The organism is Flavobacteriales bacterium, from assembly GCA_025210805.1.
Lineage (GTDB): Bacteria > Bacteroidota > Bacteroidia > Flavobacteriales > CAJXXR01 > JAOAQX01.
Genome location: JAOAQX010000011.1, coordinates 51,372 through 68,912 on the forward strand (window position 1 = coordinate 51,372; position 17,541 = coordinate 68,912).

The following is a 17,541-nucleotide window of genomic DNA, read 5'->3' on the forward strand; positions in this document are numbered from 1 at the left end:
ATTTTTTGGAATAATCCAAAGTATCCTTATTGAAAACACCCTATTTCACTAGTTTTTCAACAGATTAATCTATTTTTTCGACTTCTTTTTTTTTGGAATTATTTGATTTAATCCACCAAAAGTAATTTTCACTTTAGGAGTTATTCCGTTCCTCGTGTTAACTTAACATATAATCGAGATTACATCATGCTCCAAAGAGCCAAGGCGTAGATCAAAAATCTTAAATAACGTAGTAATCCTACTACTAGTAAAATTCTAAAAGGGAAACGGGTTGTTCCACTAATCAAGGTAATTAATGAAAAAGGAATGGGTAATAATGCTGCAACACCTATGAGAAAACCGCCCCATTTTCTAAGTTTATTGAATAAATCGGAGTGTTTAAGCTGAATCCATTGTCTGATACTTTCTTTACTTTGGAGTGCGTAACCTATTCCATAAGCAGCAATTCCTCCAAGGTAACTCATAGTGGCAAGTATTCCCAATAAAACCCATTTAGATGCATCAATATCACCACTCAGAGTTTTTGCCCACATGATAAATAGATCTGGTGGAATCAAACCCAAAATGGTCTCTGAAATTCCAAATAGCACAAAAACATATTGGTATGCTACATTATTGATAATCATTTGGAAGATTTCGTCCATTGTGATAAACTGCTGGATAATCATCATAACGGCTACAAAGCCAATAATGATATACAACAGCTTAAGCATGTTTTCACTTAAGTAGGAAAACAAACCTGTTCTTCTCAAATAATGATAATATAATCTACTGCTATGGGCTATTCTTTTCAAAGTCTTTTGGGGTTTTCTTGTTGCAAGAGTGGCAAATATAATTAATAAACACGCCCGAATGGTAGAAAATACTGTACCATTATGAGCGTGTTTAACATTTTTTATTATAAAAGTGGAATTATGTGATATTTATCCAAAAGAAAATAATGTTATTAAACTTACTGATTAATAAGCTCTCACATTCTTTCCTTCTACGTAATTGATCAATGCTTGATTCACAACACGCATTCCTCCTGGAGTAGGATAATTTCCTGTAAAATACCAATCTCCTTTGTCATTTGGACAGGCTTCATGTAGAGCTTCTACGGATTGGAAAATGATATCTACTCGTGATTTCATTCCATTAGGCACTAATAACTCAGTGACTTTATCTGAAATCTCCTGATAATCAAAAGGTTCATAGACTTCTTTTACGAAATTCTGAATTTGATCATCTGGCAAATTGGCTTGTTTTTTACATTTTTCGTAAACCGAATCTAACACATAGGTCATTCCTCTTTCCTTCAATAGTGCTATAGCTGCCTTAAAGGCTACAAAATCTCCTAATTTTGCCATGTCTATTCCATAACAATCTGGGTATCGTATTTGCGGTGCCGAAGAAACGACAACAATATGCTTCGCATTTAATCGGTCTAATATCTTCAATACAGACTGTTTTAAAGTCGTCCCTCTAACGATACTATCATCAATTACCACCAAGTTATCAGTAGGTTTCACTTCTCCATAAGTAATATCATATACCTGTCCTACCAAGTCATCTCGGTTGTTATCGTTAGTAATAAAGGTTCTTAACTTAGCATCTTTTATGGCAATTTTTTCTATTCGAGTTGTCGTCTCGATGATATTGGTAATCAGTTCTGGTGTTGCTGAATTACCTAAAGCAGAAATTTCTTTTATTTGTTTGCTTTTCAAACGACTTTCCACTTCCTTTACCATTCCATAGAAACAGGTTTCGGCAGTATTTGGAATATAGGTGAAAACCGTATTTCGGATATCATCATTTACACAATCCAAAATTTGTTTGGTCACTAATTCTCCAAGCTTCTTACGCTCTTTGTATATTTCGGCATCATTTCCTCTTGAGAAATAAATTCTTTCAAAAGAACAAGATAAATGATCTTTTTGTTCCAAAATCTGCTCATGAGAAACCTCTCCGTTTCTTTTTACGATGATAGCGGAACCTCTTGCAACTTGATTAATTTCTTCAAAAGGAACATTAAAAGCTGTTTGAATAACCGATCTTTCTGAAGCTGCCACAAAAATTTCTTCATCTTGGTAATAGAATGCTGGGCGGATTCCATTTGGATCTCTCATGATAAATGCATCTCCATGACCCAAAAGACCTGAGATTACATATCCTCCATCCCATCTTTTTGATGATTTCTTCAAGATTTCATCTACTCGTACAGAACGTTCTATTACTTTAGACATCTCTTTTTTAGAATCATATTGATCTCTCATATTATAATACAAGTCATCAACTTCTTCATCTAAAAAATGTCCTATTTTCTCCAAAATAGTAATCGTATCCGCTTTTTCTTTTGGATGCTGCCCAAGATCTACAAGTGCTTGAAATTGTTCATCGACATTGGTCATATTAAAATTCCCAGCCAAAACTAAATTTCTACTTTTCCAGTTGTTTTGTCTCAAAAAAGGGTGACAATGTTCTATATTATTCCCTCCATAAGTTCCATACCTCAAGTGAGCCAAAAACAATTCTCCTGTAAAAGGAGCGTGTTTTTTAAGCCATTCGGCATCATTGGCATATTCTGGGTTTGCATCTATTATTTCTTGCAATCTTGTATTGATATGCGTCATGATTTGTTTTACCGATTCATTTCCCACCGCTCTTTTTCGGCTGATATATCGATACCCTGGAGGTAAATCAAATTTGATATTTGCGATTCCTGCTCCATCTTGTCCTCTATTTACTTGCTTTTGCATAAGCATAGACATTTTCTGGAGTGCCCAAAAAGGATTTTGGTATTTCTCGATATAGTATTCCATGGGCTTCAAAAGCCTTAGCATGGCAATACCACATTCATGATGCAATGATTCTGTCATTTTTAGTAGGTATGATTGCTTTGCGCAAATTTAATTGAATGTTTTGTATAAAATGTGGAATTCTCCTTACAATTCATCTTGAATAAATGGAAATTTTTCTCGGAAATCATGTTGAGTATTTTTTTCTAATTCACAAATCAAAATCTGTTCTTGAAAATCTTCTGCCTGAACCATGGTGTTTCCAAAGTAGTCCACAACAATTGAGTTTCCATTATACTTGATCTCGTTGGGCTCTTCTCCCACTCTATTCACTCCAATAACGTAAGATTGATTTTCTATGGCTCTTGCTTTCAAAAGAGTTTCCCATGCTTGAATTCTCCTTTCTGGCCAATTTGCTACATATATTAATAGATCATAAGGGTTTTGATGATCGTTCCTAGATTCCCTTGGGAATCGTAAATCATAACATACTTGGGGTTTTATTTTCCAGTTTTTATAATTCCAAATGGGATTTTCGAGCCCAGATGAAAGGTGTTTTTCTTCCCCAACTAAAGAGAATAAATGTCTTTTATCGTAATCCAAAACTTCACAAGGAGTGATCCATAATAAACGATTATAATATTTACCCGCTTCTAAAAACCAAACAGAACCGCCAATGGCACAATCAAAACGCTTGGATAATTTTTGCAAATCCTTTATTTCTTTTGAAGATTTACTCCAAGCAAATCTCTGTGCTTCCATGGAAAAACCAGTAGTAAACATTTCGGGAAGCAGGAAAATATCAAAATCAAATTTTGAATGTGTCTCAGTGATTGCTTTTTTGACATTTGCCAAATTTCCTTGTGGATTTTCCCAAAGGAGATCCATTTGAAAAAGAGCTATTTTTAGCTTGTTATTATTCTCGGATAGATTCATAATGTGTGGAACTTTAATCGGCAAGGTAATTTTACTTATTTTTGACTAAAATATACACAAAATGAGCTCAGAAAAATTTAACGCTTCAGAAGCGCCAGAACCAGTAGGTTTATATCCACATGCTCGTCAAGTAGGAAATTTATTGTTTCTTTCGGGAGTGGGTCCTAGAGAAAAAGGAACCAAGAAAATTCCAGGAGTAGAACTGGATGAAAATGGAGAAATTCTTTCTTATGACATCGAAAAGCAATGTCACTCTGTTTTCAAAAACGTGAGAACCATTGTGGAAGCCAGTGGAAGCAATTGGGATAAAATTGTAGATGTTACTGTTTTTCTCACCAATATGAAGGATGATTTCAAAACTTACAATCGTATTTATGCAGAGTATTTTAAGGATAATCAACCCTGTAGAACTACTGTTGAAATAAAAAGCCTTCCTACTCCAATAGGGATTGAATTGAAATGTATTGCTACTATCTAAAAAGTTTCCACATCCAAGTTCAATACCAATTACTTGTTAATACAACACGTCTCGATTATTTCAGACGTGTTTTTTTATGAAAATTAAACAGAGAATAATACCTGTGATTTTTTCTCCATCAGAATTTCGTTTATCTTCCTAAAGTAAACATCAAAACAAAAGACACTCAACAAGTTTACGATCTACAAATTATTGTTAGAAGAGATAAATTTGTGATAACTTTTTAGAACAAACATTATTATGAAACACCTCAGTATTTTTATTTTTTTAATTTTTCTTGTCTCTTGTGACAAAGATGATATTTCTCAAAAAGAAGAACCTGAAACGAATATTGAATACCAACATGAAACACTCCATACTGGTTTTCAAAATCCTTGGGCTTTAGACTTCCTGCCCAATAACGAAATATTAATCACCGAAAGACCTGGGAAATTATCCATTTTCTCAAACGGACAAATCTTATCTGTATCTGGACTACCTTCTACCATAAAAAGCACTGGACAAGGTGGTTTGATGGATATTTTAGTTCATGAATCCAATGGAAATAACCATACTCTTTTCTTTAGTGCCACCAATGAAGTAAATGGACAATGGTCCACCGCCATATTTAGAGGAAATTTAGATCGTGAAAACCTCAATCTTAACAATATTTCCAAAATATACCAAGTAGCACAAATGACCACTACTTCTTATCATTTTGGAAGTAGAATTTGGATAGAAAACAACCAATATATTTATCTTACTTTAGGCGAAAATGGAATGCAAAATGAGGCTCAGGATAATTCTAATGCGCTCGGAACAATTGTTAGACTTAATCTCGATGGAAGCATTCCTGCAGACAATCCATTTGTAGGAAACAATTCTGCTTTGAATGAAATATGGTCCTACGGACATAGAAATATTCAAGGTTTGGCAATTCATCCCGAGACTAACGCCATCTGGACACACGAGCATGGACCGCTTGGTGGAGATGAAGTCAATATCATACAAAAAGGCGGAAATTACGGTTGGCCAATTGCCACTTATGGAAAAAACTATAACGGTACAACCATTACAGACTCAACCCATATACAAGGAACTATTCAGCCCGAAATTTATTGGACACCTTCTATCGCACCATGTGGTATGACTTTCTGCACGGGGAAAGCATTTCCTCAATGGAAAAACCATGTGTTTGTAGGTGCACTAGCAAAACAACATATTAACCGCTTGGCAGTTGAAGGTGGAAAACTGGTTGAAAAAGAAAGAATGTTTCAAGACTTCGGAAGATTTAGAGCCATTAAAGAAAGCCCAGAAGGGCATCTCTATATCCTTTCTGAAGGAAATGGAGGAAAACTCAGTAGAATTATCCCGAAAAAGTAATTTTTTCTTGAACTATGGGAAGGTAATATACAGCATATAATGTCCTTGGATGAAGTTCTCGATACAATTTCTTTTCCGCTTCCCTCCAAAGAAATCACTCGAACTGATACACTTGATAAAAATTGTATGGCTTTTGTCAGTTCGAGTGATTTTTGATGGAATGCAATGGAGTCAAAAATTGTATCGAGAATGGCATTCGATAATCAAAAAATTTCCCGATAAAATTTCTTTTCCGTTGCCCTCCAAAGAAATCACTCGAACTGACATACTCGATACAACCCTGTCAGTTCGAGTGAATTTTCTGAAGAGTAACGAAAGAAAATTTTTATCGAGAACCCGCTTCTCTACAAAGAAATCACTCGAACTGACATACTTGATAAAATTTCTTTCGGAGCGAAGTATTTTCCATCATTGAGTTTTTTTACTTAAATTACTGGTTTAATAATCAAATATTTAAGTGAAATGAATTGGAGATTCACCTTTCTATTCTTTTCCTTAACTCTTTCAACTCTTGCTCAAACGACTTCTATTACCGATAATTTTTCTGATGGAGATTTTGTCCAAAACCCAACATGGAAAGGAGATACCGCTTTATTCCAAGTAGATAATTACCAATTGCGTTTAAATGGTAATTCTGCATTAGCTCCATCCTTTTTAGGACTTTCGTCCGAAATTATTGATTCTGCTCATTGGCAGTTTTATACCCAAATGGATTTCAATCCTTCATCTTCAAACTTTTTGGAGATTATCTTATATTCAGAAGATTCTTTACACACTATTGAGAACAATCAATTAATTGTAGAAGTAGGTAGAAGTTCCGACAAAATTCGTGTTCTAAAGGTATTGAACGGACAAAAAGAAACAGTAACAGAAACTACTTCGGGAATATTCAGCGGAAATTATCAAACCATTTGGTGGAATATAGAACATGAAAATCAAACATGGCAAATAAACTATAGTTTAGATAGTCTGAATTGGCAAAGTCTTCCCCATTTTTCATTTGCGGCAAATCAAAATAAGCTTTTTGGTTTTAGATGCCGTTATACATCTACCCGAAAAGACAAATTTTGGTTTGATAATATAAACATTCAGGGGAGCCCTTTTCAGGATAAAACCCCACCAAAAATCACCCACTTCACTTCAGAATCCAATCAATATATTCATCTAAAATTTTCGGAAAAAATACTGATTACTTCTGCTGAAATTAAAACCCAAGCAGGAGCTGTTCCCAAAGGACAGCAACACTATGGAGATAGTTTAATTCTTGATTTTACGAATCTTGAATACAACAAAAAGCATCTTCTAAATCTAAAAAACATTCAGGATTTAAAAGGAAACTCATTGGACACCAGTTTTACCGTTTTATGGTCTAGAATCAAAGCTTATGATATCCTGATTTCAGAAATTCTCCCAACCATAAACACAGCAACAAAACCCGTTTCAGACCCTTGCATTGAACTCTATAATCCAAGTGAATTTGGGATTCAATTATCAGAGTTCACACTAAAAATTGACCAGAAAGAATATCTACACCCCTCTTTTTGGCTTGAGCCCAATGCTGTGGTTTTAGTTTATGACAAAGAAGCTAAGAATTTCAAAACGGGAAAATCCAAAATAGTTTTAGACAAAACCTTTTATCTAAAGAAAACAGGGAGCAGTCTCTCTATTTGGGAATCCGACCACCCAATTCATTGGGTTTCTTATACAGATGATTGGTTTCAAACAGATTTTAAAAAAGACGGAAATTGGAGTCTAGAACTTATTAAGCCCAACAAAGCTTGCTTAGGAAAATGGGCTTGGGAAGAATCAACCGCTCCAAGTGGAGAGACTTTAGGTGAAATAAACTCTGAACATGAGATGATACTGGATAAACTAGATCCGCTATTTTTATATTGCCCTACTGATAGTGTCTTAGAAATCACTTTTCCTGTTTTGACACTTGAGAATTTGTTTGTGAACGACACGTTTTACACCATTAGTAAAGCCATAAAATATATAGAAAGAATCAATGGGAATTCTTTTAGAATAAATTTTAAAAAACCACTTAAAAATGGAGAATTAGAGCAAATTTCATTTGAAAATTTACCCTTTTGTGATGAAAATGTCCATTTTCCGCAAAAGGAATTTTTCTACAATTCTTCAAAACCACAAGAAGGAATCATAATCAATGAGATTCGTTTTGAAACCACAGAAAATCATGTAGAATATATCGAAATATATAATCAAAATGAATATCCTATTGAAAGTTCTCAACTGGTTTTGGGTGTTTATACAGACCAATGGAATTATCAAAATCTCCCTGAAAAAAATCAATATATCTCAGCAAAGTCTTATGCCGTTCTTACGAAGAATAAAAAATTATTAGAAGTAGAATATGACCTTCCAGAAGAATCAAACCTCATAGAAATGCACGATTTTCCTAACTTGAATAATACGGGAGGAAAAATAGGTTTTTTTAATACTTCCATACATCAAATAGACCAAGCTTGTTATGAATCTTCCTGGCATTCTTCTGGTGTTGAAAACACAGAAAATAAAGCCTTAGAAAAAATCGATTTTGAGCTGAATGGATGTCAATCAAACACTTGGGCTACGGCAAGTAGCACACAAAATTATGGAACTCCTGGAAGAATCAACAGTCAGGTATTCATAGGAAAAACAGAAGATTTCATGGAACTTTTCACTCCCAATGGTGATGGCGATCAGGATTTTTGGAATTATTATAAGACTTTTTCTAGTCCAGAAAATTTATTGGATGTTCATATTTATTCTCTAAATGGTGTATTGAAAAAAAGCTTTTTCACAAAAAAGTTAATCGGAAATCAAATAAAGATACAATGGAATGGGGCAGATGAAAATGGGAACCAATTATCAACAGGCACCTATATTTTTTGGTTAAAAAACTACTCTACTGGTGAAGAAGTAAAAAAAGCAATCAACTTAATTGTTGAAATTAATTAAAGAATGGTTTAATTGCCTTACCCCCTATTTTCTATCTATTAATTTTATTTCCCTTCCATTTTGGTCGATAAAAAAGTGCACTAAAGCCAATCCAAATTAAGATTATAGGATGAAAAACAATCATCATTAAATAAATGTCTATCTCAAATTTCTGTTGATATTTTTTATAAAACAACCCTAATGCTATGCCGTCTATTATAAATTTAGCAAACAAAATATAATTCCAATAAGTTGTTCCATACGTCATCTGAACCCAAAGTAGAATGAGTGTTAAAATTCCCCATAAGCCAAAAAAGAAGCTCCAGAATTGTAGATTACTACTTTTATAGTATTGAGATTTCGCAAACCAACGCACCCTTTGATCCACAAACTCCTTAAAAGTCTCTACTTGATTTGTAAATACTTTTGACTGAGAATTCCAGGATATTTTTTGTTTGTTTTTAATGGCAAAATCAAGCAAAAACATATCGTCTCCACTACTCCTGTTTTGGTTTTCGTCATGGAAAAGGTAATGAGAAAACAATTCTCTATGCACCATCATATTGGCTGCCGAAGCCAAAAATGGTTTTTCTTGCTCTACGCAAGCCTTTGCTGTCATTTGCATAGCTGCAAATTCCATTCTTTGTATTTTTCCAAAAAGACCTTGATCAGTAATCCAAACAGCCCCTAACTGCATTTTGGCATTTTTGGAAATTTTCATCATAGATTGTAACCAATTGTTCTGCGGACGGCAATCTGCATCGGTAAACAAGAGCCAGTTTTTATTAGATTTCTCAAACAATTTTTTGATACTTGCTTTTTTACCCAAAGCTTCTGTATTTCTTAATATTTTCACCTTATAATTGGTCTCTTTCTGCCATTTTTCGGCTAAAGCCAAGGAATGATCTTCAGAAGCATCATCTATCAAAAGAATATTGACTTGTGATTCAGAAATGCCTTCTTGCTCATCTAAATACTGAAAAAGATATGGCAAATTTTTCTCTTCATTTCGAAAAGGAATAAGTAACTCCAATCCTGTTACCTTAAACATTTCCTCCACATTTTTTTTTGGTGCAAAAAACATCCATGCAGCAGTGAAAATAAGAATGACAAAAATAAGAAAGTAGAAGCTCATGGTTTTAGTTTTAAAAAGAGTCCAACAATTGAGGGGATAAAAATATTAAGAATCCAAAGAATGACGAGGGACATACTAAACAATTTGAAATCAATTCCTAATTTAAGAAAAGACTGTAATGCGGTTTTGAAAATGATATCTGTTCCTGCAAAATGAGGTAAAAAACTAGAGGCACTGTGCACTAATCCGATGGGTTTTAACAACTCTAGAAATACAATATCAGGAAGCATCAAAGATAAAATGAAAGTATGAATTCCAAAATAGGCTAAAACTCTCAACAGATTTATGATCCAGATATCCCAGAATTTCTGCTTCTGAAATAGAAAAATGGTAGCAAAAATCGAGACGAGTAGAAAAAAACAGCCCAAAATCACCCAAATTCCTTGAAAACTGAATAGTAAGACTGTACCTAGAACAAATACATAAAACAAAGGTTTTATAAAAAACAATTGTAAAACCGATTGATATTGTGATTTCTGAATCCCTAAACTTTCTAAATACTTTTTTCTGAAAGGGATTTCAGCTACTCTAAAAGGAGTTGATAAAGACATAACAAGTGCTTTCCAATTCATTACCAAGGCTTGTTTAAAGGAAAGCGTTTTTCTTGAACTTTTTTTCACAACCGCTATCCAGAGATAAGTTTCTAAAGCATGATGAATCAGCCAAAAAAATCCGATAAAGAAAAAAATGCTAAAACTCGGACTCCAGTTAATTTTTGTCTGTTCCCATTTGTTCCAAGCTTGATCAAAATATTGATAAAAAAGAAAAAAACTTAATGCCAATAGAATCCACTGAATCCATTTAACATTTTTGGAGAACAGCCTATCAAAAGAATGTAGATATTTGTAAAAAATATTCATTTGAAAAAGGAGCAAATTATTTTAGGTGTGGATCCAGGAACCACCATTATGGGATTCGGGATTTTAAAAGTTTCTGGGACGAAGTTAGAAGTTTTGGAGCTAAACACCGTTATGTTGCACAAATTAAATAATCATTATTTAAAATTACAGAAGATTTTTGAACGGAGTCTTCAAATAATTGATGAGTATAATCCTGATCACTTAGCCATAGAAGCACCTTTTTTTGGAAAGAATGTGCAATCTATGTTAAAGCTTGGAAGAGCTCAGGGAGTTGTGATGTCTGCAGCTTTATACCGAGATATTCCAATAACTGAATATGCCCCTAAGAAGATTAAGCAATCTATCACAGGAAAAGGAACTGCCAGTAAGGAGCAGGTGAGTTTTATGCTCCAGCAAATGCTGAATTTAAAGACGGTTCCTAAAGATTTTGATGCCACTGATGGGCTTGCAGCAGCAGTTTGTCATCATCTTCAAAGTAAAAATCCACTACAACAAGGTAAGTCATACTCTAGCTGGGATGCCTTTTTGAAAGCGAATCCTGAAAGAAAAAAATGATCTAAAAAAAGCCCCCTATTTGGTGGCTTTTTAGTTCTAAAGAAAAGATTTTATTTGATTTTGAATTTTTTCAAATTCTTCTTTTTCGAAGCTTAATTTTGGTCGATTAAAGTCCATGTCCCCAACAGAATTAATTGGAATTAGATGGATATGTGCATGTGGCACTTCTAGCCCTACAACGGACATCCCTATTTTAGTACAATCAAAATTTTGCTCCATGGCTTTTGCCACTTTTTTAGCAAAAATATGGAGTGCACTTAATTCATCATCACTTAAATCGAAAATATTATCAATTTCTTTTTTAGGAATAACCAATACGTGTCCTTCTGTAATAGGAAACACATCTAAAAATGCTAGACACTCTTCAGATTCTGCAATAATGTATGCAGGAATTTCTCGATTGACTATTTTAGTAAAAATACTCGCCATAATTTATCCTCGGGTAATTTCCAAAATTTCTAGTTGTAATATTCCTGCAGGAACTTGAGCTTCTACGATATCTCCAACTTCTTTACCTAACAATGCTTTCCCTATTGGAGAAGTTACAGAAATTTTCTTTTGTGCCAAATTCGCCTCAGATTCCGCAACAAGCGTATATGTCATTTCACGATTCATCTTTAAGTTTTTAATCTTTACATTAGAAAGAATATAAACTTTGGAGTTATCCAATTGACTTTCGTCAATAATACGTGCATTCGCCACATGAGATTCCATTTGGGCAATCTTCATCTCAAGCATTCCTTGAGCCTCTTTTGCGGCATCATATTCTGCATTTTCAGACAAATCACCCTTATCTCTTGCTTCGGCAATTTGTTTAGATATTTCGGGTCTTTTTACGAATTTCAGGTGATCTAATTCTTCTTTAAGTTTTTTCAGACCTTCTTCTGTATAATAAGATATATTACTCATACTAATACTTTTTTATCAAATGCAATTAAGCATCTGGGATTATCAATTAACTGCTAGAAACCACCATTTACAATTAAAGTAAAATTTTGTTAGTAATAGTAGTCCTAGGAATATTGTGTCTCATGGCTTTTTATTTAAACCATACTCAGTGATCTGAGTTTTGACCAATGAAAAAAGAAGCTCAGTTTGAGCTTCTTTTACAAATATACTAAATTTTGTTTTTTCTTTTAAAACTGAAAATTCAGTGAGAAAGCATGTATTCCACTAAGTGGATTTGCTGTTCTATAAGAATAAGCAATAGATACTTTGTCTAACGATTCCGATTTAAAAGGCATTACCTCAAAACCTGCTGCAAGACCTGTTAAAGCAGTATTTCTACCACTTCCTATGTCACTTGTTATCCCGTCTTGGTAATCAAAACCAGCATGAAGTCTTAAAAGACTTTTATATTGGTATTCTGCTCCTAGCGAAAGGATATCAGCACCAAATGCATTTGATGTAAATGAAAATGCTGGAGTTACTCTGTGCATGTCTTCAGCAAAATAGAAGTCGTATGAGGCAGCTAATTCCATCTGCGTAGGCAATTCAAAACCTCTCATACGTGCATCAAAGTTTTGGAAAAACGCTGGATGTTCTTGAGATTCATAGATTAGACGAGTATCGTCACCATCTCCTGAGAAGGTCATTTTTGATCCGACATTTTTAAGTGCAATACCGAACTTAAATTCGTCTTTATCTCCGGCATAGTACTGTACTCCCATATCAATTGCGAAACCAGAAGCAGACATATCTGCCATTCCTTCGTTGATCATTTTAATTCCTAGTCCCCCAGAAATAGATTGGGTAAATTTCTTAGAATATTGTAGTCCAAGAATAGTAGTTGCAAATGAGAATGAAATATTCTCATTTGGATCAGGGTTCTCTACCGTAGTTCTTAGGATATCTCCAAAGGATACTGAAGTTAAAGAAACTCCCAATACACTTCCCTCTGACATCTGAAATCCAAGTCCTAAAGAATTTACATAAGAGTCAGCAAACCACAATGTGCTTGATAATCCAACTTCTATCTTTGCATCTGAGCGTGAAAGTCCAGCAACGTTGCTCCAAGCAGATTCCAATCCTTGCACATTCGCCATAGATGCTCTACCCCATCCTGAGGTTGCAGCCCATGGATTGATAAGGATTTCTGTTGCTCCAGCTTGCCCTATACGTTGGTCATTACCAGCGAAGACTGAAGTCATCGCTAGTAATCCCAAACCAATCGTTGTAAACTTTTTGTTGATATATTTTTTGATATTCATCATTTTTCGTTTCTACTTTTGTTAACAATTAGAATGTATCGAGGTCAAGTTTTCTAAGCGTACCAAACCACTTGATTGTTCTCTCTCCCTCTGGTGAAGTGATGTGAATAAAGTAAATTCCTGAAGCGATTGCTACTTCATAATTGTTCTTTAAGTTCCAATCTAAATCACCTCCATCGTCTGAACGAAGTGTTCTAATTAATGAACCGTTTGCGTTTAAGATTGTAATTACAGAATTCTTAGGAAGATTTGTAATTCTTACTTTATAATCCAAAGGTCCTTTTTCATAAGACGAAAGTCCATAATATGGATTCGGCACTACATTCACTAGATCCAATTGTGTTCCACCTTTTGTAGATTCTCTGTCATTTAAATCATTCGTGATCGTAATATTATCCGTTTTGAATGTATAAGCTGGATAGGCTTTATTCATTTCTGTCTCGGCACATCCTCTAAATTTAGAGCTCGATGTAGCAGCTCCCCATCTAGTGAGTTCTTGAGCAATATCGATATTGATTGCAACATCGTTAGATAACCACTCTTTGTCTTTAGCTAACATTGGAACTCCTACCCACATAGCGTCTTCAAAAATCTTGTTTTTATCAGATGAACCACCATTTTTGTTATCAGCTAGATTAGCTACTTTACTAATTCTATCAAATAACTCATGATTTTTTTCATTATCTCCAGCATATTGAGAACTCATTACATAGAAATAATGACGACCACCAGCTATTTTGTTAGGATATACTACCAAATTATCTCTGTCTTGGTCTCTTTCGAATTCATCATTACCAGCTTCATCAGTTGGATTAAACATCATGTCATTACCATTATGATCTACTAAAGCAGAATCTTCAGCAATCATCATATTCAATCGTTGACCTGTACTCTTATCTAAAGCATATCCAGGGAACCAAGACCATCCTTTTGTTCCACTATTGTCAGGATTACCATCTTTATCCACAGAAGGTCTTTTTCTAACATCTTTAAGATCCTTATAGTCATCTTGGTCATCTACATAGTGATGTGCTTCGATAACTGGGACTCTTGTCCAGTTTGAACGATCTTTTGTAAATACGATCTTCACAGATGAAAGATTCTTAAAACGATCTTTTTCATCACCACTTAGGTGAAGGTTTGTTGCATAACTAGATACATATCTAGGGTATCCATTATCAGGACTTGTTAACCAATATGGAGCAATTCCACCACCCGCAATTTCTTTATATCGCTGTCTTGGATCCGCAAAATCGGGGTTGTCTGGAGAACCTGAAGTTGGAACATCAGGAAGTTTTGAGAGCCTAACATCTTGTATCCAATAACGGTTATCTTGATCTTCACCAGGAGTTAATTCGAAATCTCTATTTGGTATTTGAGCAGTTCCTGAGAGTATCCAGTTTTGAGATTGAGGATAATCACCATCAAAATAGAAGGTCATCCATTCATCATTTGGATTATCATAAGTTATCTCCCAACCGATAAGTCCATTTGTTGCATTTCCACTTTCAGGGTTTAGAGGGGTTTCAAAATCCGTATCGAATTCAATAGCAATTCCCCATTCAGGAATGATTTGATCATTTGCTGAAAGTAAAGTTGCCTTAGAATATACAGTATCAGGATTTGCTCCATCGTAATCCTTAATCATTCTCCAAGAAGTTCTATCAAACTTCAATTCTTTGGTAGCACCAGTAGATCCAGTATTATAAAGTTCCAGCATAAATTTAGCATTAGGAACCGAGAATGGATCTATTACGTATAAATTAATAGGTGTTTTATCTTCTTTATATTCAGCTTGAGCAACACAATATTCTTTTAATACTTTTGCTTCAGATTCAGGTGTAAAGTCAAGTTCAAAAGAGTTTGAACCAGCACCTTGAATTCTTGTCATTGCTGGGCGTACTCCATAGTCTCCCTTCTTATTTATAGCAGTTTTTCTTGGTCTAGCCTTATAAATTGAAATTCCGTCTGTACCCGAAGTTTTACGACCTGCCAAATATGGTCTTTTTTGACCCGAAGAATTTCCTTCAAAAATATTTTGCACACTTCCATAAGGAACATCTGGTTGATATTTCATATATTCATTATAGGCATAAGAAATAGCCATATAATAATACTGCTTATTGTTTACCAAAGCTTGATTCGTAAAGGCATCTCTACTTAATTTGAAACTATGCTTTATACCAGTATTAGAAGCCTGTATTGTTTTATCTTTGGGCACATTGTTATCTACAGATTGATCATATTCCCAGTTGATTAGTCCAGTAATTGGCTGATCTAAATTGTCAACAGTATCAACAGAAGTTACTTCTCCGCTAGCATTTAGTTCTTCTTCAATCTTTTTTCTAAAGTTCTTAATATCTGTTTGGAAAACTAATCTAGCTTTAGATGCATCATAGATATCTGAAGGTACAACAGTTTCATCTTTCAATTGAAAAATTTGATATCCTTCAAATCGATATTTATTATCTGGAATTGGAAAATCACCAGTTTCAATTAAAGTGACATCCTCATCTTCGTAACTTTCATTTTCATTGTTTCCAACTCCTATAATTTGAAAAACAAGTTCCTGATCCAATGAAACAATATCTAAATTCGGAGATGTTGGACCATCTAACACTTTAAAACAATTATCAAATAATGCCTGAGCTTTATCATCGGCAGCTTTTAGTTTAGCAACTGAAGCAAAAGGACCTCCTGAGCTAGCACGTGCCCAAACTAAACCAGTAGTAATATCATTTACAACATTTGGCTCCAGAGTAAATGGACCCGCAGAGGTTAAGAAACGTCTATCAGCAGGCGTATTCCCTGCAGTTTGCTCTGTCCACGGAGTAGAAAAGGCTGGATCTGTATCTTCTGGAAACATATAATCACAAGGTTCTCCATTAATTTCAGTTCCATTAACTCCATACGTTAATGGAGATCCATTTTTCCAACGTCCTCGAAGGTAGTTATAATGATGTTGACCCTCTGTTGGATTTCCAAAGTTAGAGAAGTCATTATTATAGTATACAAACTTAGACATAATAATTGTTTCACGACCTTCTGGAAGTGAATCTGGTATTTCGATTTGATTACCATCCGCATCAGTACCGTAAGTACAGTCAACACAACCATCTTTATCATTATCAATTCCATCACCAACATCAGCTTTAGGACCTTTAAAGAAATCCAGACCTAATGCAGGAGAATTTTGTCCATATCCATTAGCTCCTTCATCATTTCCATCACCATTATAGGTATATCCTAATCCACGTTGAACATCACATCCAACATAATCATCAAAAGCAAAACCGACATCAGAATCCACCCAAGTACCAAAATAAGTTTGCTCTAAATCTTCAGGAGAATAGTTAATAATTCTGAAATTATAGAAAGTCATATCATTAATTTCATCATTAGTAGTATAAGCAAATGCTTGAGCACGAATTTCTACACCAATCGCTTCAGTTCCTGATTCGGAGTGAATATTTCCTCGGTCATTATATACCCAAAAAATCGTTTGGTCACCGAAAATTAGATTCGCATTATCATCATCACAGCTAATATTGGCTGTATTCGCATTATCCACCTCTTTATAAGCAGGGTATTCACAATCTTGCCATTCATAAATTCCATCGTCATCTAAATCCACAAAAGGAGCAAGAATATATGGTAATTCACCATCTACACCGTTTCCCGGCCAGTTTTTTATGGATTCTGGAATCTCAATACCTCCAGCTCCACCAGCCTTTTGACAGTCATTATAAAAAGAGCTAACCTCTTCTAAGGTTACTGAAAAGTGATCATCATAGTCATTACAGATGTCCACATTAGTTTGCCCGTAATCTGGATTTGACACTAAATCCCCCGAAGCATTTTCTATTTCTTTTCTTCCATCAAGAGGACCTGACCAAAAGTCATTTTGGTTACCTTGACGATAGGTCATGGCGGCAACTTTCAAGTTTCCATCTGGTGTTAAACCACCCATCCAAATAGATCCTGCAAATACAGAGTGTTTACCTGAATTTTTTGGAATTTCATATTTTGGTTGAGAATTCAAATCCCACCAAAAGTCTCCACCACCGAGTAATGTTGTACGCACATTATTGAGTTCCATAACAATCTTAGATGTTGATGGTAAACAATTATTTGCTAAGACCACTTGTGGTTTAGATTTAGTATTCGCATTAGGAATACCTATATTCTCTTTCGCTATCGCAGTAGTACTAAAAGCACCAATAAGACCTGCCATGGCTAAAAAGCTTTGTATTTTGCTATTTTTTGTCATAATTTTTTTCTGCTTAAC

The 17,541-nt window shown here is 34.6% G+C and carries 13 protein-coding genes; 4 read left to right on the forward strand and 9 right to left on the reverse strand.

From position 1 onward, the window contains the following. Positions 1-179 precede the first annotated feature (179 nt). From N4A45_05770 to N4A45_05780, 3 genes are all read right to left on the reverse strand, one after another. The gene (locus tag N4A45_05770; protein MCT4664722.1) at positions 180-713 is read right to left on the reverse strand and encodes a VTT domain-containing protein; all 534 of its coding nucleotides are present in this window, start codon (positions 711-713) and stop codon (positions 180-182) included. A 246-nt stretch (positions 714-959) separates the two neighbouring features. Then, positions 960-2,858 carry a class II glutamine amidotransferase gene (locus N4A45_05775; GenBank protein MCT4664723.1) on the reverse strand — a complete coding sequence of 633 codons (1,899 nt, stop codon included), beginning with the start codon at positions 2,856-2,858 and terminating at the stop codon, positions 960-962. Between the two features lie 66 nt (positions 2,859-2,924). Further along, positions 2,925-3,713: a nitrilase family protein gene (locus N4A45_05780; protein MCT4664724.1), complete on the reverse strand. Its 789-nt coding sequence runs from the start codon at positions 3,711-3,713 to the stop codon at positions 2,925-2,927. A 61-nt stretch (positions 3,714-3,774) separates the two neighbouring features. Between N4A45_05780 and N4A45_05785 the strand changes: the two genes are divergently transcribed. From N4A45_05785 to N4A45_05795, 3 genes are all read left to right on the forward strand, one after another. Beyond that, positions 3,775-4,191 (forward strand): RidA family protein, encoded by a 417-nt coding sequence (locus N4A45_05785; protein MCT4664725.1) that lies wholly within the window; start codon positions 3,775-3,777, stop codon positions 4,189-4,191. Between the two features lie 240 nt (positions 4,192-4,431). Then, complete coding sequence (locus N4A45_05790; protein ID MCT4664726.1) at positions 4,432-5,553, forward strand: PQQ-dependent sugar dehydrogenase; 1,122 nt, start codon at positions 4,432-4,434, stop codon at positions 5,551-5,553. A gap of 462 nt (positions 5,554-6,015) precedes the next feature. After that, complete coding sequence (locus tag N4A45_05795) at positions 6,016-8,514, forward strand: gliding motility-associated C-terminal domain-containing protein (GenBank protein MCT4664727.1); 2,499 nt, start codon at positions 6,016-6,018, stop codon at positions 8,512-8,514. Positions 8,515-8,545: 31 nt separating this feature from the next. Here N4A45_05795 and N4A45_05800 read toward each other — a convergent pair whose 3' ends face one another. After that, complete coding sequence (locus tag N4A45_05800; protein ID MCT4664728.1) at positions 8,546-9,628, reverse strand: glycosyltransferase; 1,083 nt, start codon at positions 9,626-9,628, stop codon at positions 8,546-8,548. Then, positions 9,625-10,488, reverse strand: coding sequence for a hypothetical protein (locus N4A45_05805; GenBank protein ID MCT4664729.1), 864 nt, complete (start codon positions 10,486-10,488; stop codon positions 9,625-9,627). Before N4A45_05805 ends, N4A45_05800 begins: the two co-directional genes overlap by 4 nt. Here N4A45_05805 and ruvC point away from each other — a divergent pair, their 5' ends adjacent. Next, positions 10,489-11,043 (forward strand): crossover junction endodeoxyribonuclease RuvC, encoded by a 555-nt coding sequence (gene ruvC, locus N4A45_05810; protein MCT4664730.1) that lies wholly within the window; start codon positions 10,489-10,491, stop codon positions 11,041-11,043. A 36-nt stretch (positions 11,044-11,079) separates the two neighbouring features. Here ruvC and N4A45_05815 read toward each other — a convergent pair whose 3' ends face one another. The 4 genes from N4A45_05815 to N4A45_05830 all read right to left on the reverse strand — a co-directional run bounded on the left by N4A45_05815 (position 11,080) and on the right by N4A45_05830 (position 17,523). Beyond that, entirely contained in the window at positions 11,080-11,472 is a 393-nt protein-coding gene (locus tag N4A45_05815) for an HIT family protein (GenBank protein ID MCT4664731.1), read from the reverse strand. A gap of 3 nt (positions 11,473-11,475) precedes the next feature. Further along, on the reverse strand, positions 11,476-11,952 hold the full coding sequence (gene greA / locus N4A45_05820; GenBank protein ID MCT4664732.1) for a transcription elongation factor GreA: 477 nt from the start codon (positions 11,950-11,952) through the stop codon (positions 11,476-11,478). A gap of 227 nt (positions 11,953-12,179) precedes the next feature. Continuing rightward, positions 12,180-13,256 carry a PorV/PorQ family protein gene (locus tag N4A45_05825; protein ID MCT4664733.1) on the reverse strand — a complete coding sequence of 359 codons (1,077 nt, stop codon included), beginning with the start codon at positions 13,254-13,256 and terminating at the stop codon, positions 12,180-12,182. A gap of 25 nt (positions 13,257-13,281) precedes the next feature. Then, a complete protein-coding gene (locus tag N4A45_05830) occupies positions 13,282-17,523 on the reverse strand; it encodes a T9SS type A sorting domain-containing protein (protein ID MCT4664734.1) in 4,242 nt (1,413 codons plus the stop codon). Between the last annotated feature and the right edge of the window lie 18 nt (positions 17,524-17,541).